At 40.0% G+C, this 25,243-nt stretch carries 32 protein-coding genes; 17 read left to right on the top strand and 15 right to left on the bottom strand.

Translation table 11 applies throughout. From position 1 onward, the window contains the following. The 6 genes from CL181_RS18950 (at position 1) to CL181_RS18925 (ending at position 4,207) form a co-directional block, all read left to right on the top strand. A complete protein-coding gene (locus CL181_RS18950; RefSeq protein ID WP_097300888.1) occupies positions 1-852 on the top strand; it encodes a Dam family site-specific DNA-(adenine-N6)-methyltransferase in 852 nt (283 codons plus the stop codon). 326 nt (positions 853-1,178) lie between these two features. Beyond that, a complete protein-coding gene (locus CL181_RS18945) occupies positions 1,179-1,403 on the top strand; it encodes a hypothetical protein (RefSeq protein WP_097300887.1) in 225 nt (74 codons plus the stop codon). Next, positions 1,404-1,928 carry a PIN domain-containing protein gene (locus CL181_RS18940; protein ID WP_097300886.1) on the top strand — a complete coding sequence of 175 codons (525 nt, stop codon included), beginning with the start codon at positions 1,404-1,406 and terminating at the stop codon, positions 1,926-1,928. 758 nt (positions 1,929-2,686) lie between these two features. Next, entirely contained in the window at positions 2,687-3,199 is a 513-nt protein-coding gene (locus tag CL181_RS20970) for a hypothetical protein (protein ID WP_097300885.1), read from the top strand. A 430-nt stretch (positions 3,200-3,629) separates the two neighbouring features. Next, a complete protein-coding gene (locus tag CL181_RS18930) occupies positions 3,630-3,860 on the top strand; it encodes a DUF433 domain-containing protein (protein ID WP_217993221.1) in 231 nt (76 codons plus the stop codon). Then, a complete protein-coding gene (locus CL181_RS18925; protein ID WP_096205860.1) occupies positions 3,857-4,207 on the top strand; it encodes a DUF5615 family PIN-like protein in 351 nt (116 codons plus the stop codon). Before CL181_RS18930 ends, CL181_RS18925 begins: the two co-directional genes overlap by 4 nt. Before the next feature lie 635 nt (positions 4,208-4,842). On the opposite strand, the gene CL181_RS18920 is transcribed toward CL181_RS18925, so the two are convergent. The 9 genes from CL181_RS18920 to acs all read right to left on the bottom strand — a co-directional run bounded on the left by CL181_RS18920 (position 4,843) and on the right by acs (position 13,181). Beyond that, positions 4,843-5,205 carry a PIN domain-containing protein gene (locus CL181_RS18920; protein WP_097300882.1) on the bottom strand — a complete coding sequence of 121 codons (363 nt, stop codon included), beginning with the start codon at positions 5,203-5,205 and terminating at the stop codon, positions 4,843-4,845. Beyond that, positions 5,202-5,417, bottom strand: coding sequence for a hypothetical protein (locus CL181_RS18915; protein WP_097300881.1), 216 nt, complete (start codon positions 5,415-5,417; stop codon positions 5,202-5,204). The genes CL181_RS18920 and CL181_RS18915 overlap by 4 nt, the downstream gene beginning before the upstream one ends. A 368-nt stretch (positions 5,418-5,785) precedes the next feature. After that, the gene (locus CL181_RS18910) at positions 5,786-6,025 is read right to left on the bottom strand and encodes an SHOCT domain-containing protein (RefSeq protein ID WP_255251641.1); all 240 of its coding nucleotides are present in this window, start codon (positions 6,023-6,025) and stop codon (positions 5,786-5,788) included. A gap of 99 nt (positions 6,026-6,124) precedes the next feature. After that, positions 6,125-6,973 carry a sulfide-dependent adenosine diphosphate thiazole synthase gene (locus tag CL181_RS18905; RefSeq protein WP_097300880.1) on the bottom strand — a complete coding sequence of 283 codons (849 nt, stop codon included), beginning with the start codon at positions 6,971-6,973 and terminating at the stop codon, positions 6,125-6,127. Between the two features lie 63 nt (positions 6,974-7,036). After that, positions 7,037-9,592 carry a valine--tRNA ligase gene (locus CL181_RS18900; protein ID WP_097300879.1) on the bottom strand — a complete coding sequence of 852 codons (2,556 nt, stop codon included), beginning with the start codon at positions 9,590-9,592 and terminating at the stop codon, positions 7,037-7,039. A 150-nt stretch (positions 9,593-9,742) separates the two neighbouring features. After that, complete coding sequence (locus CL181_RS18895) at positions 9,743-10,288, bottom strand: nucleotidyltransferase domain-containing protein (RefSeq protein ID WP_097300878.1); 546 nt, start codon at positions 10,286-10,288, stop codon at positions 9,743-9,745. A 74-nt stretch (positions 10,289-10,362) separates the two neighbouring features. Continuing rightward, a complete protein-coding gene (locus CL181_RS18890; RefSeq protein WP_097300877.1) occupies positions 10,363-10,869 on the bottom strand; it encodes a DUF3368 domain-containing protein in 507 nt (168 codons plus the stop codon). Further along, the gene (locus tag CL181_RS18885) at positions 10,866-11,171 is read right to left on the bottom strand and encodes a UPF0175 family protein (protein WP_097300876.1); all 306 of its coding nucleotides are present in this window, start codon (positions 11,169-11,171) and stop codon (positions 10,866-10,868) included. Before CL181_RS18885 ends, CL181_RS18890 begins: the two co-directional genes overlap by 4 nt. A 48-nt stretch (positions 11,172-11,219) precedes the next feature. Next, complete coding sequence (gene acs / locus CL181_RS18880) at positions 11,220-13,181, bottom strand: acetate--CoA ligase (protein ID WP_097300875.1); 1,962 nt, start codon at positions 13,179-13,181, stop codon at positions 11,220-11,222. 466 nt (positions 13,182-13,647) lie between these two features. Between acs and CL181_RS18875 the strand changes: the two genes are divergently transcribed. After that, the gene (locus tag CL181_RS18875) at positions 13,648-14,181 is read left to right on the top strand and encodes a hypothetical protein (protein WP_097300874.1); all 534 of its coding nucleotides are present in this window, start codon (positions 13,648-13,650) and stop codon (positions 14,179-14,181) included. A gap of 383 nt (positions 14,182-14,564) precedes the next feature. On the opposite strand, the gene CL181_RS18870 is transcribed toward CL181_RS18875, so the two are convergent. Further along, positions 14,565-14,819 (bottom strand): hypothetical protein, encoded by a 255-nt coding sequence (locus tag CL181_RS18870; RefSeq protein WP_097300873.1) that lies wholly within the window; start codon positions 14,817-14,819, stop codon positions 14,565-14,567. 63 nt (positions 14,820-14,882) lie between these two features. On the opposite strand from CL181_RS18870, the gene CL181_RS18865 reads away from it, so the two are divergent. From CL181_RS18865 to CL181_RS18820, 10 genes are all read left to right on the top strand, one after another. Further along, positions 14,883-15,404 (top strand): S-layer protein domain-containing protein, encoded by a 522-nt coding sequence (locus CL181_RS18865; protein WP_097300872.1) that lies wholly within the window; start codon positions 14,883-14,885, stop codon positions 15,402-15,404. Between the two features lie 4 nt (positions 15,405-15,408). Further along, entirely contained in the window at positions 15,409-16,455 is a 1,047-nt protein-coding gene (locus CL181_RS18860; RefSeq protein WP_097300871.1) for an mRNA surveillance protein pelota, read from the top strand. Further along, complete coding sequence (locus CL181_RS18855) at positions 16,452-17,111, top strand: DUF434 domain-containing protein (protein WP_097300870.1); 660 nt, start codon at positions 16,452-16,454, stop codon at positions 17,109-17,111. Before CL181_RS18860 ends, CL181_RS18855 begins: the two co-directional genes overlap by 4 nt. 4 nt (positions 17,112-17,115) lie before the next feature. Next, complete coding sequence (locus CL181_RS18850) at positions 17,116-17,988, top strand: RimK family alpha-L-glutamate ligase (RefSeq protein WP_097300869.1); 873 nt, start codon at positions 17,116-17,118, stop codon at positions 17,986-17,988. A 184-nt stretch (positions 17,989-18,172) separates the two neighbouring features. Next, entirely contained in the window at positions 18,173-18,427 is a 255-nt protein-coding gene (locus CL181_RS18845) for a hypothetical protein (protein ID WP_141398974.1), read from the top strand. Between the two features lie 181 nt (positions 18,428-18,608). Beyond that, a complete protein-coding gene (locus CL181_RS18840; RefSeq protein ID WP_097300867.1) occupies positions 18,609-19,406 on the top strand; it encodes a hypothetical protein in 798 nt (265 codons plus the stop codon). Positions 19,407-19,608: 202 nt separating this feature from the next. Further along, positions 19,609-19,959, top strand: a complete 351-nt coding sequence (locus tag CL181_RS18835) for a hypothetical protein (RefSeq protein WP_097300866.1) — start codon at positions 19,609-19,611, stop codon at positions 19,957-19,959. A 252-nt stretch (positions 19,960-20,211) separates the two neighbouring features. Next, positions 20,212-20,409: a protein translocase SEC61 complex subunit gamma gene (locus CL181_RS18830; RefSeq protein WP_255251639.1), complete on the top strand. Its 198-nt coding sequence runs from the start codon at positions 20,212-20,214 to the stop codon at positions 20,407-20,409. After that, positions 20,406-20,873, top strand: coding sequence for a transcription elongation factor Spt5 (locus tag CL181_RS18825; RefSeq protein WP_097300864.1), 468 nt, complete (start codon positions 20,406-20,408; stop codon positions 20,871-20,873). Before CL181_RS18830 ends, CL181_RS18825 begins: the two co-directional genes overlap by 4 nt. 20 nt (positions 20,874-20,893) lie before the next feature. Beyond that, complete coding sequence (locus CL181_RS18820; protein WP_097300863.1) at positions 20,894-21,376, top strand: 50S ribosomal protein L11; 483 nt, start codon at positions 20,894-20,896, stop codon at positions 21,374-21,376. A gap of 27 nt (positions 21,377-21,403) precedes the next feature. On the opposite strand, the gene CL181_RS18815 is transcribed toward CL181_RS18820, so the two are convergent. The 5 genes from CL181_RS18815 to CL181_RS18795 are packed head-to-tail and all read right to left on the bottom strand — an operon-like array spanning position 21,404 to position 25,241. Then, a complete protein-coding gene (locus CL181_RS18815) occupies positions 21,404-22,693 on the bottom strand; it encodes a hypothetical protein (RefSeq protein ID WP_097300862.1) in 1,290 nt (429 codons plus the stop codon). Then, the gene (locus tag CL181_RS18810; protein ID WP_097300861.1) at positions 22,690-23,433 is read right to left on the bottom strand and encodes a hypothetical protein; all 744 of its coding nucleotides are present in this window, start codon (positions 23,431-23,433) and stop codon (positions 22,690-22,692) included. The genes CL181_RS18815 and CL181_RS18810 overlap by 4 nt, the downstream gene beginning before the upstream one ends. Beyond that, positions 23,430-23,894, bottom strand: coding sequence for a hypothetical protein (locus CL181_RS18805; protein WP_097300860.1), 465 nt, complete (start codon positions 23,892-23,894; stop codon positions 23,430-23,432). Before CL181_RS18805 ends, CL181_RS18810 begins: the two co-directional genes overlap by 4 nt. A 4-nt stretch (positions 23,895-23,898) precedes the next feature. After that, a complete protein-coding gene (locus tag CL181_RS18800) occupies positions 23,899-24,654 on the bottom strand; it encodes a hypothetical protein (RefSeq protein WP_097300859.1) in 756 nt (251 codons plus the stop codon). Then, positions 24,654-25,241, bottom strand: a complete 588-nt coding sequence (locus tag CL181_RS18795) for a hypothetical protein (RefSeq protein WP_255251638.1) — start codon at positions 25,239-25,241, stop codon at positions 24,654-24,656. Before CL181_RS18795 ends, CL181_RS18800 begins: the two co-directional genes overlap by 1 nt. Between the last annotated feature and the right edge of the window lie 2 nt (positions 25,242-25,243).

Genomic DNA, 25,243 nt, shown 5'->3' with positions numbered 1-25,243 from the left:
TTGGAAGAAATTGATGCGGAATCAAGTCGTCAAAAGACTAAACCGTTTCTACGCTGGGCAGGCGGAAAGATTCGGACAGCTAATTTTTTAGAAGAACATCTACCCCAAAGTTTTACAAATGGTAACAGGTATTATGAGCCCTTCTTAGGAGCTGGAAGTTTATTTTTTCGTATGAACACTTCGAAAGCAACTTTATCAGATAATAACAAAGATCTAATAGAATGTTATAAAGCTATTAAAAAACGCCCGGATTTAATTGCAAGGTATCTTAAACAACATCTATCGAACAATTGTAAAGATTATTATTATAAAATGAGAGAAAAATATAATGTTTCTAATCCATCAATCACAAAAGCTGCTCTTTTTATTTATTTAAATAAAACGAGTTTCAATGGAATTTGGAGGGTTAATAAAGAAGGTTTTTACAATGTCCCATATGGATACAAAGAGCCCCCTTCACTACCTACAAAAGATGATTTATTAAATTTGTCAAATATATTATCTAAAGCAAAAATAATTCATAAGAATTATAAAGAAGCAGTTAAGGATGCGAAAGAAGGAGATTTCATCTATTTTGATCCCCCATATCCTCCATTAAACGGAACATCTTATTTCACACATTATACAAAAGAAGGCTTTGATAAAAAAAATCATGCTGAATTAGCTTCCGTAGCCAAAATGCTAAATAGAAAGGGATGTTATATTATGATTTCTAATGCCGATGTTCCATATATTAGATATTTATATAAAGATGATTTTTATATTCACGAACTTGAAGTTGTACGATTAATAAGGGCTGATGGAAAGAGATACAAAGTTCAAGAACTTGTAATTACAAACTATGAGGTCTGAATTAGACTCATATATGAATGATACATCTTGTTGTTTAAAACAGCTATTTATATTTATTTTTGATTAAATAAAGGGGAAAAAACAAATATCATGAGTGTCAACAACATGTTGTAAAATTCCCCACTTTCGCGTATCGACTCGATTACCTCCAGGCGCGTCACAGAGGACGTAGCCCTGGGGCGGCTATGGGGACGTGGGGGGCGCGCCGCCTTTGGGATTTCATGAAAGCGGCGGTTTGAACCATTAAAAACCTATTTCCAGTAAAAATTATTTAATTACCATAAGAATTATACCCTCCAATGCTTATAATATAACAGTGATTTGAAATGGAAGATGTTATTGGCTATGAGTTAACCAAAAAGGGTTTAACAATACACCACAGCCTGTTAGAAAGAGCCGGATTGGAATCTGATCTGGATGTATTTGCGAAAGACCATACAATTATCATTAAATCCAGGTCAATGACCGATAGGGTTCGGGGAATCGTTAAGAAAACGCCTCTGACCGTCGAAAAACTGGATGAATTGTATCATACTTCTAAAGGTGTATAGTTGCTTCTCTCCAATTTTGTCGGCGATGAACGCATATTTATTGATGCGAACATCTTCATATATAATGCGCTGGATGATCCAATTTATGCGGACTCCTGCACTGATTTCCTGAGGAAAGTCGAAACCAATAAGATAAAGGCAGTGATCACTCCTCACCTGATGGATGAAGTCTTATTCAAGATACTCATAGCGCAAGCGTCGCAGCACCTTGAAAAATTCACTCTGCCAAATCTGAAAAAGGAAATGAAAAAATCCAGTTTTTCGTCAAAGGTCTATAAACCAGTAAGAGAATACAGTGATTATCTGACAGAACTCACTTACAGCGGTTTGAAGATATTGATCGTTGATGCAGGAGTTATATCGAAATCAATAGACCTTGGATCGCGATATGGCTTGCTGACTACAGATGCGATACATCTTTCCACAATAATGCAATATGGGATAAACAATATCGCAACAAATGATTCCGATTTTGAACGAGTGGATTCCATAACCTTGTATAAGCCAGAAAAATCAAAAGCCTGATTGAATAATATCAATCTATGATTCTGGGCAGGTTATTTTGGACTAAACCCTTGGCGCGTATCGACTCTGATGAATTCCAGCGCGCTTATTCTTGCTGGATTTTCGGCGCGTAACAGCGGACGTAACCCGGACGGCTATGGGGACATGGGGAGCGCGCCGCCCTTGGGATTTCATGAAAGCTGAGGTTCGAATCCAGTCAATCCTGTAATCCTGTCGAAATGTACACTTGTTCTGTTTTTTTTTCAAATCGACTGCATCGGGAACCTATTGCGCCGAGAAATTAATATTTATATTCTCATAAATATCCGGCGCCCGTCTAAGGAGAATCAACCACAGAGGACACGGAGAGCACAGAGAATTGTGGTTTTTTCTCTGTGCCCTCTGAGAACTCTGTGGTTTTTTAATTTCGATTTATAGCAGTTATTCGGCGTCGTGAGTTTAATATTCATAAAGTGATAAACACTGGCGCCTTACACCGCAAAGTTTGCAAAGCTGGGGCTTCTTTAGATACTCGGCGCGCACCGAACGGATCCGATTCCCGCGCGTCACAGCGGACGTAGCCCCGGGGCGGCTATGGGGACAGGGGGAGCGCGCCGCCCTTGGGATTTCATGAATATCTGGGTTCATCAGCGATCTATGATTGCCAGAGCGTGTCATTATAACGGAAGCATCGGCGCTCATCATATCTGTTGATTCCCGGCGCGTCACAGCGGACGTAATCCCGGGGCAGCTATGGGGACAGGGGGAGCGCGCCGCCCTTGGAATTTCATGAAAGCGGCGGTTCGAATCCTGTCAATCCTGTCCATCCTGTCGAAATAAGCTCTTGTTCTGGTTTTGATTCATCTCGGCTGCATCGGAAAAATGTCTGCGCCCGAAAAAATTATATTAAAATTTGCATAAATATGCAGCGCTTTTCACCGCAAAGTTCGCAAATAACGCAAAGCGTGAGTGCTTATTATTCCAAATATTCGCGCCGCAATGGGATTTCACATCTGCGTTCATCAGCGTTAATCCGCGGTTTCAAATTGCCAAGATGCGTTATTTTGACTGAAACCCCGGCGCGCATCGACTCATTGACCCCCGGCGCGTCACAATCGGACGTAACCACGGGGCGGCTATGGGGACATGGGGAGTGCGCTGCTTGGGGATTTCATGAAAGCTGCGGTTCGAATCCTGTTGATCCTGTTATCCTGTCGAAATGTGCTCTTGCCCTGGTTGTGGTTCATGTCGGCTGCATCGGGAACCTATCGCGCCAAGAAATTAAGATTTAAATTTTAATAAATACCCTGCGCCCGTGTAAGGAGAATAACCACGGAGGACACGGTGAGTACAGAGAGTTGTGGTTTTTTCTCTGTGCCCTCTGAGGACTCTGTGGTTTTTTAATTTCGATTTATGGCAGTTATTCGGCGTCGTGAGTTTAATATTCATAAAGTGATAAATACGGGCTCCTTATACCGCGAGTTTGCAAAGCTGGAGCTTCTTTAGATACTCGGCGCGCACCGAACGGATCGATTCCCGCGCGTCACAGCGGACGTAACCACGGGGCGGCTATGAGGACAAGGGGAGGGCGCAGCATGGTAATTTTATCATAGCTTAATTGTTTCAGAATTGAAATATCTGAGAAACCCCTTGCATTAAAGCCAAACCATGTCAAAATAATCACACAAAACTATAATAGATTTGAATTCAACTATTATGAATATGGAAGAAAGAATAGTAGTAAATCCTAAAATAATGGTTGGAAAACCTATTATTAGAGGTACCAGGATTCCTGTAGATGCCATACTTAATAGACTGGCGGATGGGATGACCATAAGCGATATCCTGGAAGAATATCCGAATATTACAGAAGAAGATATCAAGGCAGCATTGATTTATGTTTCACATGTCATAGCAGGAGAACAAATTATACCGATGGTGGAAGTTGCTTGAAAGTCAAATTTCTGGTAGATGAGTGCACAGGCAAGAGACTTTCAAATCTATTGAATGTTGCAGGATATGATACTATTTTTGTGGGTGATTGGAAACCGTCTGCACCTGATGATGAAGTTCTGGACAAAGCAAACATAGAAGGAAGAGTTTTGATTACCGACGATAAGGATTTTGGTGAACTTGTTTTCAGATTAGAAAAACCATCAAGCGGAGTAATATTGATTAGGACTTCCACCACAAATAGTGCTATAAGGATGCATTTACTTGAAACATTGTTGAAATCGACCAACGTCTATAAAAAATTTATTGTTTTGAAAGATAAGGTTTTTAAGATAAGGGACGCCTGAAAGTACATATACTTCTCCTGGAAATCTGTGGTTTGGGCGCGTTATTTTAACTAAAATCTCGGCGCCCATCACTCGCTTGCTTCCCGGCGCATCACAGCGGACGTAACCCGGGGCGGCTATGGGGACATGGGGAGTGCGCTGCTTGGGGATTTCATGAAAGCTGTGGTTCGAATCCTGTTGATCCTGTTATCCTGTCGAATGTGCTCTTGCTCTGTTTTTTATTCAGGTCGGCTGCATCGGGAACCTATCGCGCCGAGAAATTAATATTTAAATTTTAATAAATATCCTGCGCCCGTGTAAGGAGAATAACCACGGAGGACACGGTGAGTACAGAGAGTTGTGGTTTTTACTCTGTGCCCTCTGAGGACTCTGTGGTTTTTTAATTTCGATTTATAGCAGTTACCCGGCGCCGTGTGTTTAATATTCCAAAATTGATAATACGGGCTCCTTATACCGCAAAGTTTGCAAAGCTGAGGCTTCTTTATATGCTCGGCGCGCACTGACTCTATTGATTCCCGGCGCGTAACAGCGGACGTAGCCCCAGGGCAGCTATGGGGACAGGGGGAGCACGCCGCGTAATGATTTTAACTGATTTTTATTGTCAGATCTTTAGTCGTATAAACTAAAACCTTATCTTATTGTTTAAAATGCCCATCATTGCTCCAAATTGAGCAACTCAAAGCCATAGCAAGAGCTAAGAACGGCGAGTCCGTTATATCTATATTCCTTAAAATATCCTCAGCAATAGCCATCTTTTCGTTGTATTTATCTTTTGATAAAAGGTGAATATGTTTCTGCAATAACAAAAGAAGGGCATCAAAATCCCCTCTGTCCAGTTTGGATTTATTTAATAGGAGTTCCTTATGCTTTGTTATTTCGTTGAAAATGTATTCAGGAGCATAAAGTTCAAATAAATCGCTCAGGATTATATCTCTTGTTTTTGATTTTTTTATTAAGGCAGAAAATATGATATTTGAATCCAAAACTAATTTCATCATTCAGCCCGTATCATATTGTAGAGAGAGCGTTTAGTTATATGATCAATTTCGTCTACATCTTCATCCTGCAACTCGCTTTTTTCGGCAAGCAGATTTCCAATTTTAATATCTGTTAGCCTATTTATGACAGCTGCCTCTACCCATTTTAACCCTTCTTTATTATTTATTATCCAGCTTAGATCATCAGGGAGTTTCAAAATAACATTTACCATTTTTCACCGTATGCAGATTTATATTTAATACTATATTTGTTTAGAAGTCTTTAAATCTTTTCATTTATGACTGAAACCTCGGCGCTCATTATATCTGTTGATTCCCGCGCGTCACACCGGACGTACCCAGTGGCAGGCTATGGGGCATTGAAAAATTGATATATTTGTGAGATTTAAAACACAAATTCTGCAATGAAAAGGGTTCATGTATGACAATGTAAAAATATAAAGAAAAACAACGAACTAATACGAACACGTACGAACTCCGATTGCGTGAGTTCGTATCAGTTCGTTCAGTTAGTTGTTTATTTGTTCATATAAGAACGCAGAGCGCTTTTTATGACAAATATTAGCGCTGTAATGCGATTTCATATCAGGTCTTTCTTTTTCTCTTCGAATTCTTCCTTGCTTATCTCTCCTCTTGCGTACCTTTTCTTCAGGACTTCAAGCGCTGATTCAGGGCCTCCTCTCATTCCGGCGCCCTGCCACAGGTATTTAATGAGCAATACGAGTCCTACGAGAATCAATATCCAGAATATGAGTCCAACTATCAACATACCTCCACCCATCATTCCATAACCCCAATTATCCATCATGTTAAATGCCATAATTTTACCTCCATTAAATTATTGGATGTGGCAGTATAAAAAGATAATCGTAAGAGGAAAAAACAAAGAAAAATGTTTGGGCTTTCGCCCAAATTATATTTATTCGGTCACAAGGACATCAGGCGCACGGTTGCTGATCTTTATTTCCTTTCCCATGCCCTTTACCCTTACGCCCCTGATTTTATCATACGCAAGCTCTGCTGCTTTCTTTCCTGCAAGGAGCATTCCGCCAAATATCGGTCCCATGCGCGGAGCGCCGTATGTTGAGGTTGCTGACATTCCTGCCACGATAAGACCAGGATATATCTCATGAGTGAGTTCCACCGTCTTTTTCTCTGCTTCATCCACCCAGAGTGAACCGCAGCCCGGAGGTTTAGGGATGCCTGATCTCTGTTCGCTTAAGCGTTTTACAAGGAACGAATCATGCCCTGTTGCATCAATTACTACTTTTGACCTGATCGCGATCGGGTCCATACATGTAATGAATTTAGGCATTTGTTGTACCGGATACCACTGGATGACCACGCCATCAACATGATCTTCTTTGAGTACCAGGTCTTCAACATTCGTAGAGTTGAGCAATTTCACACCTGCATTACATGCACTTACCAGCATCTTTGAGACCATCTCAAATGAATCGCAAACAAAAAGTCCATTTCCAGCGTCTTTTAGATTTACACCGCACTCTTCAAGCAGTTTGTTCGCGGGGGCACCGACAGTATTTTTTGGCAATAGAAAGCCGCCCTGCCACATACCTCCGCCGCCATAGATGTTCCTCTCGATCATAACAGTCTTAAGACCTTTTTCTGCACAGTACTTTGCGGCCGTGACACCGCATGGTCCTGAGCCCACGACAACAACATCGCTGTCAAGAATATTCTCTATGAAATCATCCATGAATTCATTAACTATCGTTTTTGTAACATGTATCTCGCTGATATTTGTCATATTTTCACCCTAGTGGTAATAGGGCATCTGCTGACTATAAACTTTTCTGATAACGCATAATTATTAACGTATAACTACGATCGTAGAAGTTCCAACTTCAAGGACGTCCACTGCTTTCCCCTTCAAAAGCCTTTCTTTTTCAAGAGTAAAATATGATGCATCAAGAGTTATTTCCTCACCATCTACCTGTAGTGTAATATTTCCAGACCCTGCAAGATTCATGTCAGCATTTACAAGCGCTTCTGCAATTGATTTTGCCCTGTTCCTGTAGGCTTTGCCAAGGACCTTCATATTCGGTTTTATCGCCTTTGGCACAAGCTCGAAATCCGGAGTTCCTTGTTTGAGTTTTATCGCGGAATTGGCAGCGCCGGCGATATCAGATGCATCAGGTATGCTGGAATATATCTCAATTTCTTTAAGCGGGGCATTTAATGGCATACCATGTTCTGCTTTATAACGCCTTATCGCAGAAGTCATCTCTTTTATCAATTCACCTCTTGCTTCAGCATCGGGATCGATAAGCTCTTCAAAAACTATTGGCCACGGCGATAGATGCACACTTTCCTTTTTTATGTGTGAATAAATCTCTTCGGAAAAATAAGGCAAAAATGGTGCAAGAAGCCGTGAAATGGTCTCAATTGCAACATGAAGCGTATACTGAGCAGCCTGTTTTCCCTCCCCTTCTCCATAAAGCCTTGATTTTGCAAGCTCAATATAATTATCAGCAAGCACATCCCATGCAAATCCTCTTATTGCTTTAAAAGTCTCATCGAACTGGTATGCATCCATCTTTTCCGTGGTTTCTTTAACAAGCCTGTTCAATTTGCTAAGAAGCCACAGGTCTATAGGCGTAAGGTTTGCAGGCTTTTCTGAAATATGCGGTAATGAGAACCTCACGATGCTCCATAGTTTCTGCAAAAAGCGCGAGCCTGCTACAACATCTTTCCATGAGAAAATAATGTCCGAACCCGTCGTTCCGCCAATAGCTGCCCACTGCCTGAAGGCATCTGCGCCATGCTTCTTGATAACTTCTTCAGGTATAACGAAGTTATTGCGGGATTTACTCATCTTGTGGCCGTCTTCACCCAGCACCATGCCATTTAGCAGGATAGTATCCCATGGCCTTTTATTAAGCAGCGCTTTAGCCCTTAATATTGTATAAAAAGACCATGTACGGATAATATCATACCCCTGCGGGCGAAGCTGTGCAGGCAGAAGGAGCGGATGGTCGCTGAGCCAGCCGGATACATGAAGGGCAGAAATTGAGGAATCCATCCATGTATCAAGGACATCCACTTCTCCCTTAAATTCCTTTGACCCGCATTCACAGGCTTCAGGAGGTTGCGCCTGTGTAGGGTCAAGAGGCAGCCATTCCTCTTTTGCTACTTTTGTCTTCCCGCATCTGGAACAATACCATGCCGGTATCGGAGTTGCAAAAATCCTCTGTCTTGATATGCACCAGTCCCATTCCATTGTACCTGTCCAGTTCTCAAGCCTGACTTTCATGTAATCGGGAATCCAGGTGACCTCGTTTGCGGTATTCAGGATATCATCATGTATTATTTTCACGAACCACTGCCTTTCGGACAGTATTTCTATCGCTGTCTTGCAGCGCCAGCACAACCCCACATTCTGTGGAAGTTCTTCCTGTTTGTATAATATCCCGCCCTTTTCCATGTCTTCAATTATGGCTTTCTTGCATTCCGATGTGCTCATTCCAGCATATTTCCCGGCAAGTTCAGTCATCTTTCCCGTTTTGTCGATCGCTTTTCGAAGCGGAAGCTTATGTTCGACCCACCACCTAACGTCCTGCTTGTCACCGAAAGTGCATATCATGACAACGCCTGTACCAAACGAGGGATCGACGCTCTTATCAGAAATAACTATTACATTATGTCCGAAAACAGGCACTTTTACTTCTGTGTTCACAAATTCCCGGTACCTTTCATCATCAGGATTAACAGCAACGGCAACGCATGCAGCCAGGAGTTCAGGCCGTGTTGTTGCTATTTTCAGCTTATCAAAATTAAGATAATTCAGGAGCGTGGTCCGGGAATCGTATTCGACTTCAGCAAAAGCAATGGCAGTTTCACAGCGCGGACACCAGTTCACAGGATGGTTCTGCTGGTATATCATGCCGCTTTTGTACATCTGAACAAAGGATCGCTGGGTTTTTCCGAAATAAGCAGGCTCCATCGTTATATATTCGTTGCTCCAGTCTATGGAAAACCCGAGACGCCGCAGGCTCTTCCTCATGCGCCCGATATTAGTTTCGGTCAGTTCCACACACATGCGCCTGAATTCTTCCCTTGAAACCTGGCTTTTAGTGATGCCGTGTTTTTCTTCGACTTTTACTTCAGTGGGAAGACCGTGGCAGTCCCAGCCTTCGGGGAACATCACATTAAAACCGCGCATTCTTTTGTAGCGGGCAACAAAATCGATATAACACCAGTTAAGAGCATTGCCGATATGGAAATTCCCGGTTGGATAAGGAGGCGGTGTGTCGATTATGAACCGGGGTTTTGTCGAGTCCCAGTCAAAATAGTACATGGAATCCTGCCATGTATCCAGCCATTTTTCTTCAATAGTGTTATAATCGTATTCTTTCGGAAGTTCCATGTTCCGCTTTGATTAATTGCATGATTAATAGAATTATCGGTTTTAGGCTTTTTTTCCTTCCTTAATAAACTTCTTTTTCAAATGCATTCCTTGCTTCTTCAAGCGTAAGTTCAGCGCGGTCGATATAATCCAGCGCAAGCTCATCAGTCCTCATATTACCACAACCTCTCCCATTTTATAATCCGGTTTAAGATCCCAGAAATATCTTTTGTTATCAAGAAATATCTTTTTAGACCCCATTTTTTTGAGTTTTTTTCTCAAGTTTTTCATTTTATTTTCTATGAAATCATCTACATCATAAAGGATTATTCCATCTGTAACCATATCCAGAAGGATGGAAGGATTGTTTTTAACTTCAGAAGGTGTAAGTGGAACAGGGCTGATAAGTGTACCGAGTTTATTATCTTTTAGTTCCTGGTACTCCTCAGAAGCTTTCAGGTCTTTCTCAATCGCATTAAAAACCTCAAACCGCCCTTCGCTTCCGAATTTTTCAGTAACTATCAGAATATCGATGTCGCTGCCCTCTTCCGCTTCCCCTCTTGCAGCGCTGCCAAAGAGGAGGACTGAAATGAGGGCATTCTGTAAGGTTTCTTCTAATTTATCTGTAATAAGGCTGGCGTAATTGAGGTAGAGGTTTCGGATTTCTTCTTCATTACTTTCTATACATTTCACAATTTCTTCACCAATTATCATCATTTCATACTCCTTCGGTTTCCGTTAACATTTGGACTCATTTGATCTTTACTCACTTTTCCCTTCAAAATCGCCTTCTATTTCATCGCCATCAAAATCTCAGCATACAATTCTGTCGAACATCTCCAACCGTGATGTATCATCTCATTCAGGCTTTCCAGCGTCTTTTTTCTGGTTATAAGCTTCATTTTCATCATACGAAGGAGCAAATAGATAGTTCCATGATGCCCTATTCCTTCCATCTGTGCCATTCCTCTTGCTTCTTCGTCATCCAATAACGCGATTCCATCCAATTCAGAAGCGAGAGCAAGTGTATCCACATCACCCGGATGGATTTTTGGATTGTCTGTAAGGTGATGTATGTATTTTTTATTGTGAGGGTTCTTTATTTTTATTATACCAGCCTCGATAATTTTTTCAATCATGAAGGCTTCCGGTTCTCCGATTTCTTTGCCTCTTTCCACCACTTCCCTGAAAATGGATTTAGTGATATATTTATCTTCAGGGAAATGCGCCACTTTATCTAAAATTTTTATCTTCCCCAGATATATCAAAGGCGTGGCGTCAAATACCAGTGGTTTCATCGCAGCGCATCATCCATATCCTGTTGTATGAATTTTTGGGATTTTATCCATACTATTCCTTTTTCCCTCACGGCATCAGCAAAATCCCATACTGTCATTCCAGACATTTCCGCCGCCTTAAGGAAGGTCACTTTTCCGTCCTCAAGGAACCTCAAAGCCTTCTCTACTTTCCATTTCTGTAGCCCATCCGAAAGCAGTTTCCTGATAGAAGCTGATTTTTCAAGTGATTCCTCTTTCATAAATTTCTCAAGTTCAGAGAATATTTCTTCAGGAATCCTTGCAGAAATGCTTATTTCTGTCATGTATGTAATGTATGCATTGCATACATAAATGCTTTATGTTTTTTCAATTCACTCCCTCTCCTCCACAAGCACTTCCACAACAGACGGATCAGCAAGCGTAGTGATATCCCCCAGGTCATGGACATCGCCAGATGCGATCTTCCTCAATATGCGTCTCATTATCTTTCCAGAGCGCGTCTTGGGAAGCGCATCTGCAAATTGCAGCTTCTCAGGCTTTGCGATTGGACCAATAGAATTCCTGACATGGGTGACAAGATCGGCTTTCAGGTCAGAGTTCTTTGTCACTCCTTCTTTAAGTGTGACAAAGGCGTAGATGGCTTCTCCTTTAATATCATGCGGATAACCCACAACAGCGGCTTCAGCAACTGCATTGTGGGACACAAGTGAACTCTCTATCTCCGCAGTTCCCAGCCTGTGCCCTGAAACCTTTATCACGTCGTCGATCCTTCCCATGATCCAGAAATATCCATCCTCGTCCTTTCGTGCGCTGTCCCCGGTCTGGTACACTCCCGGGAACTGGGCAAAATACTTCTCGATAAAGCGCTCATGGCTGCCGAAAACAGTTCTCATCATCCCGGGCCAGGGCTTCTTTATCACAAGCTGCCCGCCTTCATTAATGCCCGCTTCAGTTCCATCCGCTTTCACGACCATAGGCTCAATTCCTGGAAAAGGAAATGTCGCAGAACCGGGTTTGAGAGGTGTAGCTCCCGGAAGTGGTGTTATCAGTATTCCCCCGGTCTCAGTCTGCCACCATGTATCCACTATGGGACAGCGCCTGTTCCCGATCACGTTATAATACCACATCCATGCCTCGGGATTTATTGGCTCTCCCACGGTTCCAAGAAGCCGAAGGCTTGAGAGGTCTCGTCCTTTTGGCCATTCATCCCCGCTTCGCTCCAGAGCCCTGATAGCTGTCGGAGCTGTGTAGAAAATCGTCACCTTATATTTCTCAATAAGTTCCCAGAACCTGTCAGGCTCTGGATAATTCGGAACACCTTCAAACATCAGGCTTGTTGCGCCGCTTGCAAGCGGCCCATACACAATGTAACTGTGACCTGTTATCCATCCTATGTCAGCAGTGCACCAGAATAAATCCTCATCCCTGTAATCAAATATCCATTTGAAAGTCTGCATAGCATACAATAAATATCCGCCAGTGGTATGAAGCACACCTTTTGGCTTGCCGGTGCTTCCGCTTGTGTAAAGAATAAATAGCGGATCTTCAGCATCCATCACTTCCGGTTTGCATTCAGTGCTTGCGTTCTTAACCTCCTCATTCCACCAGAAGTCTCTCCCCTGCTTCATATTCACTTTTGTGCCTGTGCGATCGTAAACAATAACTGTGTTCACAGAATTTTTTTCATTGCCGCTTATCGCCCGGTCGACACTTTCCTTGAGCGGGACGATTTTCCCTCCCCTTAAACCAGCATCAGCCGTGATTACAAATGAACATGAACTATCATGAATGCGATCTACTAATGAATCAGCGCTAAAACCTGCAAATACAACGTTGTGAATGGCTCCGATCCTTGCGCATGCCAGCATTGAGATCACAAGCTGGGGGATCATGGGGAGGTAAATCGCTATTCTATCCCCTTTTTTTGCACCTTTGTTCTTCAGCACGTTCGCGAATTTGCAGACTTCCGTATATAATTGTTCATATGTGAATAGTTGTGTTTCACCGCCATCACCCTCCCAGCGTATAGCGATCCTGTCCCTATGTTGGGATAGGTGCCTGTCAAGACAATTATATGATGCATTCAGCTTTCCACCCTCGAACCAGCGGCAAATGGCTTTTTCAGGATCCCAGAAATTGGCCTTTTCCCACTTCTTGAACCAGTCAAGCTGCTGTGCTTTCTCTGCCCAGAATGATGCGGGGTCGCTGATCGATTGTTTATAAATTTCTTTATATTCATCAAAACTTTTTATATATGCTTTTTTGCTAAATTCAGAAGGCGGATAAAAGATACGTTTTTCATCCTGTAAAGATTCTATTGTGTTTTCAGCCATGCCGGTTCACCTGTCTTAATTTAGTGTTATTATTAAAATAGATTGTCCAGTTTTTCTGTATGAATATAGACATTATTAAACAATATTTTTCAAAAAAATTTGTGAAGAGGTGTGTTAAGCTAAAATAATACGTACCCCTTTGTTTCCACTGGAAAAATAATTTAAACATAATTGAAGGTTTAAATCAAATATTAAATAATATTAAACAATATTGTTATTCAAATTGATAAAAAAATGCATAATAATCCATATTTATTTAAAATACCCTTTAATTTTGTTATATTTAACATATATATCCATTTACCTTTATTTCAATTGAAAAGTATATATACCAATAATTACATCTATTTACAAAGTCGTTCACAAAACGAACACTATTTAAAACGAAGGAAACATCGGAGGGGAAATCCGGATGTAAAACTGTCTGTCTCGATGGGGCGGGCAGTCCTCCAATTTTTTGAGGTTTATGAAAATAAGGCTTGAAATCGAAGGAACAAACGCTTGCAGCATAAATTATAAAGGTCCTGAATGCATTGACCTTGCAGTTGCTTACCTTAATTCAATCGAGGCTGATGAAGTTGAAGTGCAAGTGCATATTGTCAAAGATGACGGAACAAAGGCAGATGCCGAATTCGAAGGTGAATTCCCGGTATTATCAGCTATGAAATTCATTCTTGCTGCTTCAAAAACAAGAAATGAAATTCCACCCCGGACCTCGATTATGAACAACATAAGTGAATCAAAAACATTGACATTAAAAGAAAGATTGGAAATGTTCTTAAGATTTGAATACCCAAGGGTATGGTTCACATCTCTTGACGTAAAAAAACAATACGAGTCGGTTTACGGAAAAATCGGCCTCAGCACGGTATCAACATATCTTGCAAGGATGTCCCGCGAGAATATACTTATTCGAAGAGGAAATCGAAGCCAGCGAGAATATCAGTTTAAAGACAAAAATAATATCATTAGTAATATGGAATTCGGCCTTGTAAAATAATAGGGAAATGACATTAAATAATGAGTGGGTTGATGAGCTGACCCCCGGATGATTTCCGCAGGGCCTGCAGCACCCTTGCAACACGAACATTTGTGATTGCTTGCCGCAAATTGCGCTCCATACGCTTTCTCATTGCACCCCCATCGGGTGAAATCCCAGTCGAGCCACTTCCTTTTAGACCATGTATGGCCACAGGACCTTTACGCCCGGGAAACTTGGAAATTCTCTTTCTATTTCCAATATGGCTTTTCTGCCGATTTCATACTAGCTCATCATAGCGTGCACCATATTCACACACATTCATGATATATGGTAATTGATTATTCTGTTTTGTCATAATTAATAGTTTTTGGTAACAAATATGATACAAAATGTGGTATAATTCAAATTTCAACATAACCCAGGTATGTTAAGAGCTTGCGCGCAATATCAATTGATTCTTCCCTTGTTTTTGCTTTTATAAGCATCCTGCCGCTTGGATACATTGAGACGTCCACTCCCTCATATGTCAACAATAATATATGTTTTGTTGAAATCTTCGGATCAAGAACGCAACTTGCCCTGGCCAGATCGATCTTAATATTGGTGCTCACCTCAAAAGCTGTCCTTCCTGAGCATACCCTGACTGAAATAACCATATTTTGTTTTGTGTGAGATGTAAAGCAAATATATAAGCATGTGTATAAAGTCAATGAAAACAAATGGGAAAAAATGTATTGGCTTTGGCGGTATCTTTAATTATTCTTGCACTTTCAGGGTCAGCAGCAAATGATACTATCCTGAATGGAACTGATTTCTATCTTTCTACGGGAGATTCATATGGCCTTCCCCAGGGGTATGTAGTAAAATTAAAAAGCGTGAGCAATGAGGATTCCATCTGGCTTGAATTAGAATCAAACGACACGGTCGTGAAGAGTGAAATTATACACATTAAAGACTACTTCACATACAATAAGACGAACAGGACAATATTATCCCTGCGAGTGGATAATATATATTCGGGTTCAAAAGATACTAATCTTGTTTCTTTTTTTCCTGTGTACCAATACACTGATCCTGATATGCCCGCGCCAAAAATCATTGGAATAACACCTGTTAAGACCCCGGAACAGGCTAACTACAGCGTCCCACCCCCGGAACAGCCCATTCCTGAATTTATGATCTGGATAACCGGAATTATTTTTATAATTGCGTTATTTTATATTGGCCGGAAACTATGGTGATTGGATGAAACTGTTAAAAAAAGACCTGCGGGGAAATGATGGTGAGATCTCGCTCATGGTGGAATCATTAGATGACATGTGGCATTTAAAATACATACTTGAGCCCCAGGACATTGTTTTTGCAGTTACGAAAAGACGTATTGAGGGAGCTACGGATAAACTGAGACCTGAAAAAGCTGATAAGAAAACGATGCGGCTCGGGATATGTGTCGAGAAAGTGGAATTCCATAAGTTCGCAAACCGCCTGCGTGTTCATGGCACTATAGTTGATGGAATTGATACCGGCGCATACCACACTATAAACATCGAAGAGGGAACTGATATATCCATAATCAAAACGTGGAAAAGCGACCAGCTCGAAAGAATAAAAGAAGCGCAAATCGCATCCATGCGCCCAAAAGTGATTATCGCAACAATAGAAGAAGGAGAGGCATCCATAGGAATGGTAAGACAGTTCGGCGTTGAAGAATCATCATCGCTTCGGCAATCACTTGGAAAAGGCGAGGGCAATACACGTAATGAATTCTTCGGGGAACTGGCTTCGCAGTTAAAATGGGCGGCAGAGAAAGTAGATGCTGTCATACTTGCAGGACCGGGATTTACAAAAGAGGATTTTCTTGAGTTCATAAGAACAAGGGAACCTGAACTCGCAAAAAAAGCGGTTCTTGAAGATACAACTTCAATCGGTATATCCGGATTCCAGGAGGTGCTTCGAAGGGGCGCAGTTGACAGGATAATGGAAGAATCAAGGATCGGAAGGGAAGCAAAACTTATTGAAGAATTGATGAAAGAGATATCCATAAACGGGAAAGTATCCTATGGAATGGCAGATGTCAGGAACGCACAGAACCTTGGAGCCATCCATACTCTTTTGATTACTGATGAATTGCTTCGTACAGAACGTGAAGGCAAATCAATCGATGAATTCTTAAAAGAAGTTGAGCATTCACAGGGAAGAATTGTAGTATTTAGCACAGAGTTTGAGCCCGGAAAGAAGCTTGAAGCACTGGGAGGTATAGCCGCACTTTTGCGGTTCAGGGTGAACCCATGAGTATTGAGGATGCAGCTATTGACATTAGATATCTTCTTAACAGGGGATTTCCCCAAAAAAGCGCTGTGGGATTTGTATGCGATCACTACAGGATGGATTCTGATTCAAGGCATATTCTTTCAAGGGCAGTTATCGCAAGGTCGATTTGTGAAAAAAGGCGCCTGAAATTCCTGCCATGTGATAAAATACGGGGAAATAAGGTCATAATTGACGGGTATAACATCATTATCGGAATGGAAAGTATCCTTGAGAAAAAAGCAATTCTTTGCGATGATAGGGTTATCAGGGACATAAAGGGCATATCCAGGAATTTCAATACTTCAGGGAATACACATCATGCCATCGAATTGATATTATCATTCTTAAAAGAGAAAGGCCCTTCACAAGTATGTTTTCTCTTTGATTCACAAATCAGTAAAAGTGGTTTACTGGCAGGATTGCTCCGGGAAAAAATCGATCAGGCAGGTTTAATTGGCGATGCTCGTACTTCAAGACATGCGGATCATGATTTAAAGTGCTCCCATGATATTGTAGCATCAAGTGATGGCGTGATAATAGATAACGCTGAAAGAACAATTAATTTTCTTTTTTGTATGATATGCGAAATCCCGCACCTTGAAGCCGGTATTTCAAGAATAAACGAATTTACGGGATGACAAAATGAAAAAGATAGGTATTTCAGTAACAGACCCGGCAGACTGGACTGGAATTGCACTCCATAATTCCGTTATGCAATGCGGAATGGAAGCACTGGCTTTTAGCTTCAATGAAGCGACTTCAAACATCCCATCAGGTAAGTTATACTCAGGGGAGATCGATCTTACAACTCTTGATGCTATTATTGTAAGAGACCTTGGACCTTCAACAAGAAATGATGTTTCTTTCAGGTTCGATATCCTCTGCCAGCTGGAAGACCTTGGTATAGCGGTCATCAATTCGCCGGATTCAATTGCAAGGTCTGCCAATAAATATGTTTCAAGTTATATGTTCCGAAATAATGGGATCAATACACCCGTTACCCTGGTGACAAATTCCCGGGAGGAAGCGCTTGACGCATTGGCATCTTTTGGGCGCGCTGTGGTGAAGCCTGTGTTCGGATATAAAGGAATTGGCGTAGAATGCGTAAAAAACAATGAAATGGGAAGGCAGAAACTCAAAGTACTGCTTGAAAAAAACGGCCTTGTGTATATACAGGAATTTATTCCCAATCCAGGAAGGGACATCAGGGTATTTGTTGTGAATAATAAAGTAATGGGCTCGATTTACAGGATAGCACCAGAAGGAAGCTGGATCAATAACCTGAGCCAGGGAGGTAGCGCAAAACCCTGCATATTGACAGGCGAACAGGAAAAATTGAGCTTGAAAGCCTCGGAAGTTATCGGAACGACTTACGCTGGCGTGGATATTATCGAAGGCGATAAACCTTATGTTATTGAGATCAATGGAACGCCTTCTGGCAAAGGTATATTCGAGGCGTGCGGGGTGGATGTCACGATCGATATCATCGAATATCTAAAGGATTTAATTAAGTGACACCACAAAGTTTATAATCATCATAATCATAATATGGGTTGCATTAAGAGGATAGGAAAATATGCATAATTCCAATGAAATTATGATTTATAAAATTATTGATTCTTTAACATATACTTTGTATTTATTTTTTATTTTCCTTTCAATTCAAATATTTTTCTTATGGAAAGAAATCGATAAAAAATTGGTACAGTCAATAATAACAGGACCTTTCTTAAGAAAAAATTGTTTATATCTTTTATTTGGCATATTTTTCATTTTTTCCGATCTATCAGAGGGGATCAAACAGTTCGATGCATCTTCCGGGGTATTGGAAGTGCTGACGCCTTTAACTCTTGTTTTAGTTTCTTATGAATGGTACAGTAAATTAAGACCAATGGTATGCAAATTACTGCCAGAAGAACTTACGAATTTCAAAGAATGTTCTCCCTTTACTTAGGGTTGGTGCCCGGTGACCTTGCGCAGTAAGTTCTATTTAAATCATCTGGTTATTTGTATCTAAATATCAATATACTTGAAAGACAAACCTTCAAATCCCAAAAATCCAGATTGGAAGATTCCTACCAGATAGGCATAAAGCAAACAATATATACAGTAGTCAATCTATCTACCCAGAGATTATGATAGGATTATCTGAGGGATTAATTACTAATGCTTTATACGATGTTGCTAAGAAGATATTAAAAAAAGACCCCATCAGGTCTGCATTAGACCAAACTATCGATGAAATAACACGGGAAAAACACGATGGTTGGTATGAATTACGGGAAATAGATAGAAATCAAAAAGAAATTTTTAACAATATAAATATAATCGAAAAGGCTACTTTCCTAAAGATAGTAATTGATAATGGCGTATCACCCGAAATTGCTTTACGATTGTATATGAAATTTTCTGAGAAATTTAAAGAAAATATAAAGGAAGCGGCAAAGAAAGAACCAGAGGTATTTTTTCATTATGCAATTAGGGAATTTGAAAATATCAAAACAAATAATGAAGAATTATTAAAACTTCTTATAGGATTTGCCAATAAAAATGAGATTTATCTTGATAGAATTATAAAGCATTTCAAGGAATTGGAAAAACAAATCAATAACCCCATAAATCAACAGAATAAACATAAAATAACTGATATATTAATACGTGGAAGAGAACATTTTTTTAAATATGACAACAAATATATATGTGGAATTCTCAAGAGAGAAGATGGCGTTATTGCTCTAAGTTATTATCGACAATTTAATGACGTAAAAGATATAAAACATTGTCTTCTAACGGGGAATAATTGTATAACCTTCTCCTCTGATAAATTTGAAGAGTGTGAGTTAATATCCTTTAAAGACTTGTATAAATTTATCGTTGAAGAAAAAAAAGAATTGGATTCTACAAAAATTTTAGATGATATTATAAGTAATTAGGTTAAAAATTTAAATATATAATCAGTAATAGTTTAAAATCTTGATAAAATATACAATAATAAAATAAACATGCGAACTAATCTCCTATCAAAACATATAGATAAGCATGTAGTTATACTGCCAGCAATAATTTTATAACATCTGAGTTAAATATGACTAATAGAAAAATTACAAGAAAAATATACAGTACATAGTGAGAAATATGATTAAAAATATATTAACTATAAAATCCATGATTATAAATAAACATAAAATAACTGATATATTAATACATGGAAGAGAACACTTTTTCAGATACGACAATAAATATGTATGGGGAATTCTCAAGAGAGAAGATGGCGTTATTGCTCTAAGTTGTTATCCACAATTTAATGACGTAAGAGATATAGAGCATTGTCTTCTAACGGGGGATAATTGTATAACCTTCTCCTCTAATGAATTTGAAGCGCACGAGTCAATATCTTTTAAAGACTTGTATACAATAATTATAAGTGGAGGAAAAAAAATAGATTATACAAGAATTTTAGATGATATTATTGGTGCACATGTTTAATCAATAATTATGGTTTTTGTATAGACTGTATCTTTTGTCATTATATCCTGTATATGTTTCTATTGGCACCAGCAAAATTAAGACACAGATGAGAAGTTTCATCCAGTTTTTGAAAAAAAAAAATAATATAAAAATGTGAATAAATTTATACCAAAAACTATTTTTATGTTGAGTATAATTATAGACTGCTATTATTTTAGGGTAGCTTTTATAATAATCATGCAATCATTAAAAACATGGATGTGAAAAATATTGTTCGAAGATAAAGAAATAGGAAATGTTCCTTTGAGATTAAGCGAATACGTCAGGGTGCTCAAGCTCACAAGGAAACCATCAAGAGAAGAATTTTCAGTGATTGCAAAAGTAGCCGGTGCAGGTATACTTTTAGTAGGATTCATAGGTTTTATCATTTATATATTAGTAACGGTAATGCCGGGATGGCTTAAATGAACGATGAAGCTGCCGCCATATATGTCATCAAGACAACAGCGAACCAGGAAAGGACGGTAGCGAATTTGATAGAGAAAGTTACCAAGAAAGAGCATCTGGGCATATATGCAGTGCTTGCCCCTGATGAACTGAAAGGCTATGTTCTTGTCGAAGCGGAAAGTCCTGAAGCAGTGGATGAGGTCATTCAGAATGTTCCCCACGCCAGGGCAATGATTAAAGGCCAGTCAAATTTCGATGAAATATCCCATTTCCTCACGCCCAAACTTTCAGTTACCGGAATTACAGAAGGAAGCATAGTGGAACTGATATCAGGTCCATTCAAGGGAGAAAAAGCAAGAGTAAAAAGGATTGATTCAACTCATGAAGAGATTACAGTTGAATTGTTCGAGGCGATGGTCCCCATCCCCGTAACAGTTCGCGGTGATAATGTTCGAATATTGAAACGAGAAGAAGAAGAGAAATAATATTAACAGGAGATATTAACATGGTGAGCGTTGTAGAAGCATTGGTTTCCGGCGGTTCAGCGTCCGCAGGTCCGCCATTGGGCCCATCACTTGGCCCGCTTGGCGTAAATGTAAAGGCAATAATAGAAAAAATAAATGAACAGACAGCAGCTTTTAAGGGAATGCAGGTCCCGGTCAAAGTAATTATTGATGATAAGAAACAATTCACAATAACGGTGGGAACACCCCCGACATCAGCACTCATAATAAAAGAGGCTGGAGTAGAAAAGGGCTCAGGAACACCGAATACCGTGACCGTTGGAAATATAACGGCCAAACAGGCTGTCAAGATAGCCAAAATGAAAAAGAGCGACACTCTTGCAAAATCATTGAAAAATACAGTAAAAGAAGTCGTTGGTTCATGCGTTCCCCTTGGTATAACCTTTGAAGGATTAAAACCCAAGGAAGCAATAGCGGCAATCAACAGCGGTAAATTCGACTCGGAATTCTCCGAGGCGAATTAATTTTTTTGGCAACAGATATATTTTTAACTAACTTATCCCCACATCAGCCCTGTTCTCCGTGACGTGCAGGAAAGTGAGAGCGCCAGGGCCGGGATCATAGTCAAGTGTTAACTGCGATTTTGAATAATCTACTTTTTTGTTTTCATCTGTGTTAAAAGTGACATCAGATCCCATCAAACTGAGATAATGCTGGAAAATATCATAAACACTACGACTATTTCCTGAGCCCGGCCACGTATTTAAAGTATCATCTGTCGTAAGATTCATGCTTTGATTAAGGAAATCAACATTTATAGAGTTTGGCCAATTACTAACTCCCCCGCACAACAGGCATCCTTCCCATTCTTCCTCCCCACCGGGTGAATCGAATTCGATTTTGATAATTAAATCATTCCCATCTTTTTCTACTTCCAATTCCAGTTCTGTAGTACCATTTCTTGCTTCAATCTCCCAATCCAGATTATTAAGTTTATTCATCTGGCTATCGAAAAGATTAACTGAAAAATTATTTATTGGGGTCGGATTGCTTGTGTTAATATTCCTGATTGTGATCTGACCTGCGGGTAAGGAAAAAGTCCCCATCGGCGATAAAACTTCAAGAACAATAATAGCTGTCTTATTCTTATCATTAACTGAAACATTTGTATAACTTAAGGTTCTCGCATAATCAGCCCATGATTTATAATAATCGCTTGTGATATTGACATTTACTATTCCATTATTAGTGCCATTTACCGGATTCATCCTTCCTGCGCTTGCATTTGGATACTTTATCATGGCTTCCATTTTCTTGATAGAAACCACAGTAGTTCCTTTTCCAGCGACAGACGCATTGCCGCTTACATTAATTACAGGAAGTGTTAATGTCCAGCCATTATAATGGAATTCTGGAGGAGAAAGCATAACTGTGCCTCCTCCTGCATATTGCGCCCATACACCGCCGCCCTCATAAGACACTATCCTGTCGCCAAGAGTATATTTTATCTTTCCCATCGGAATTGTGAAATTAAAATCACTGCTATTTACAAAAATATAACCCGGATTCTTGGAGCTGTTCGGCTCGACTGTCAGTGTGCCTCCTCCAAGTTCAAAATTTGTTATCTGAAGCGGTGAATCACCCAATGTTACCCTGCTCGCACGAGAGTCCAGGACAGTAAATGCCTGTTCCACATTCTTGGAATTTGCCATATCTTCTAAGTTGTAAATCGCAGGTACGCCGAACAGGGTTATCATGCTTATTCCAAGAATAGTAATGGATAGGATAATTACGTGGCCTATAACTTCTGCTTCCGCTCTTTCAGAACTAAAAAGCTTCATTCTACCTCCGTATCCAGCTGGATATTTATTATATACACATCAATATTTTCCATTTCAAGTTTTGCAGTGCATTCATCCGGATCACAGGGACTCCAGCCCTTAACATTAATGAAATAATTCTCCCAACCATTTGAATAAGTGCTATTTATCCTTACACTGATATTTCTCATATTTTTATAAAAATCTATATTTGGTATACCTTTAGCTGTAACCCTGCTCATACCGCTGCCGCCTATAGACGAAGTACCGCCTATTGCCACAACAGGAATAACAAGCATTTTGCTCTGATTGGAAATGAGCGGTTTTGAAACTATTATTGTATTGCCGTTGGGATACCTGGCCCATACACCCGTTCCTTCATAAGCGATGATAGTTTCCCCCACAACACTTTCAATACTTCGCATCTGCCTGTCTACCAGAGTGACGTTTTGGTTCGTCGAGTTTATTGCTGTAATATTGATGGAACTATTTCCCGTAACGCTTAGCGACCCGCCGTACATTTTCAACTCTACATTCTGAGAAGGCGCCTGCCCCATCGCTACTTTATTGACGTTATTTGCAAGTACAATAAAACTCTGTTTTGTATTTTCTATATGGTTTGCTTCCTGGGCATTTTTCACGATCGGATATCCTGCCATTCCTATGAGCCCAATGGATAGCACCAGTAAACCGAGGATTGTCACAAAGTCAACTACTTCAGAGACTGCATCTTCCGAGGAAAGAAATTTTATGTTATTCATTGTTTTATTTTAATAGTATTATTGTTGTTATCGTACCACAGTGTATAGTCCTGGGCATTGCTGTATATCTCTTCATTTATAATATCTGAAGAATTAAATGGTATCCAGGCCTTTGCATCATTTTCAGCATCCAGGAATATCTTTTCGCGGGTTACATTGATACTATAGCTCTCACCTGCAATGGATGCAGGAATTGAAAAATCGTATTCGAGCTCGTTTACAGTACCCTCGTATGATCCTGTTATATTTGCCAGGGTATCCATGGAAGTTACCCTCGCTGCAAATCCGCTTCCCAGGATATCAAAACTTGCCCTCATTGCTGTTTCTCTGGATTGATCTAAGAGTGTATAAAAAGAAAGAATGATCCCGGAAAAAACCAGCACTGTAATTGAAAACATAAGAATAAAGCCAATTGTGACGGATACTGCATCCTCATTTGTTAATAATTTCTTTATTTTCATATTATCACCACGGTACAGATACAGGAATAGTGATATTGGCGCGTGTATCGCTGGTGGAAAAAAGTATTGTGGCGTTCAAGATGTAATCGCGAGCACGAATAAAGGATTTATTATTGCTTGTATTACCTGTGATATTGAATCTGCCAGATACATTTGCGCCATTTATAAATGATATTGTATATGGAGTGACGCTTACATTTGCAATGATTTGAGCACTATTAATAGTAATATTTTGAGGAGCGGTGAAGTTTATTTGCCATGATTTTGTTGAACTATTAATACTTATATTAAAAGGAGGAGATATTGTTGTTACATTCACTGTTATATTTGAATCTTTTACATTTTCAATTACAGTCCAGTTCCTTGCGCCATTTGCAGTCCCGTTCTCTGTGAAATTCGCGTAGCGAGTGGTGTTCCAGTTGCTTATATCCCAGCTCAAGTTCACACATTCGCCATGCAGCGCATAGATTATTGATAAGTTTTCATTGAAATTTTGCATTTGTTTAGTGAAATTGCTAAACTTCAGAGCAGGATTTTGCCCTGGTGCTGTTACATTCCTGTATGCGCTTTTTATTTCATCCCCACTTATACGCATGAGGTTCACCAGATCATATTTTATGGGATCTCCTCCTGCTTCCCCGGCCATATTGCTCTCAAATATGATATTATTGAGCATAACCGTGGCAATAACAAGACCAATCGCAATGATAAAACCCGCAAGAAGCATAAACTGGGCGCGCTCGTTTTCTATTATTCCCATCACATCCTCCATAAAATAAGTTTGACATCCACAATATTATAAAGGTTGGTTGAGGGATCGATATCCGTTAATTGAATATTAGTCGCATTTGGATTATCACTGTTATGTATTGCGATTTTCCTTGAAACTATCACGGCATTGTCTGAAGGATTCCCATTGTAAATCATTTTCTGGGTTACTAAAAAAGTCCCATCGTTTCTAAGAAAAGTCAGTTCCACACTATGCGCGATGCCCTGCTTTATAAGGGTATATTTAAGATTGTTCGTTAGATTATTTGTAAGATTATTTTGAGAGTACGAAGCATTCCCCTTTTCCATATAATTTGTTCCATCCCAGATGTATTCTTTGCCATTCCATCTCAGTATATCATTCGTTAGATTTGAATTATATCCGGGTTCAGCATAATCAAGCGCCCCTAAAATATCCTGGCCGAGCACCTGAAGTTCGGTTTCCACATGCACGTTGGCTGTTGAAGAAGTAAGGGGTGTCATCGAAGTAGCATCTATTGCATATACGATAACAAGAAGCATTATTGTGGCTGCTGCCACTCCTTCCATTGTATGCATCTGGCCTTTTTCATCGAACACGA

This window comes from Candidatus Methanoperedens sp. BLZ2 (genome assembly GCF_002487355.1).
Classification (GTDB): Archaea; Halobacteriota; Methanosarcinia; order Methanosarcinales; family Methanoperedenaceae; genus Methanoperedens.
This window is presented reverse-complemented; position numbering and strand designations above follow the sequence as displayed.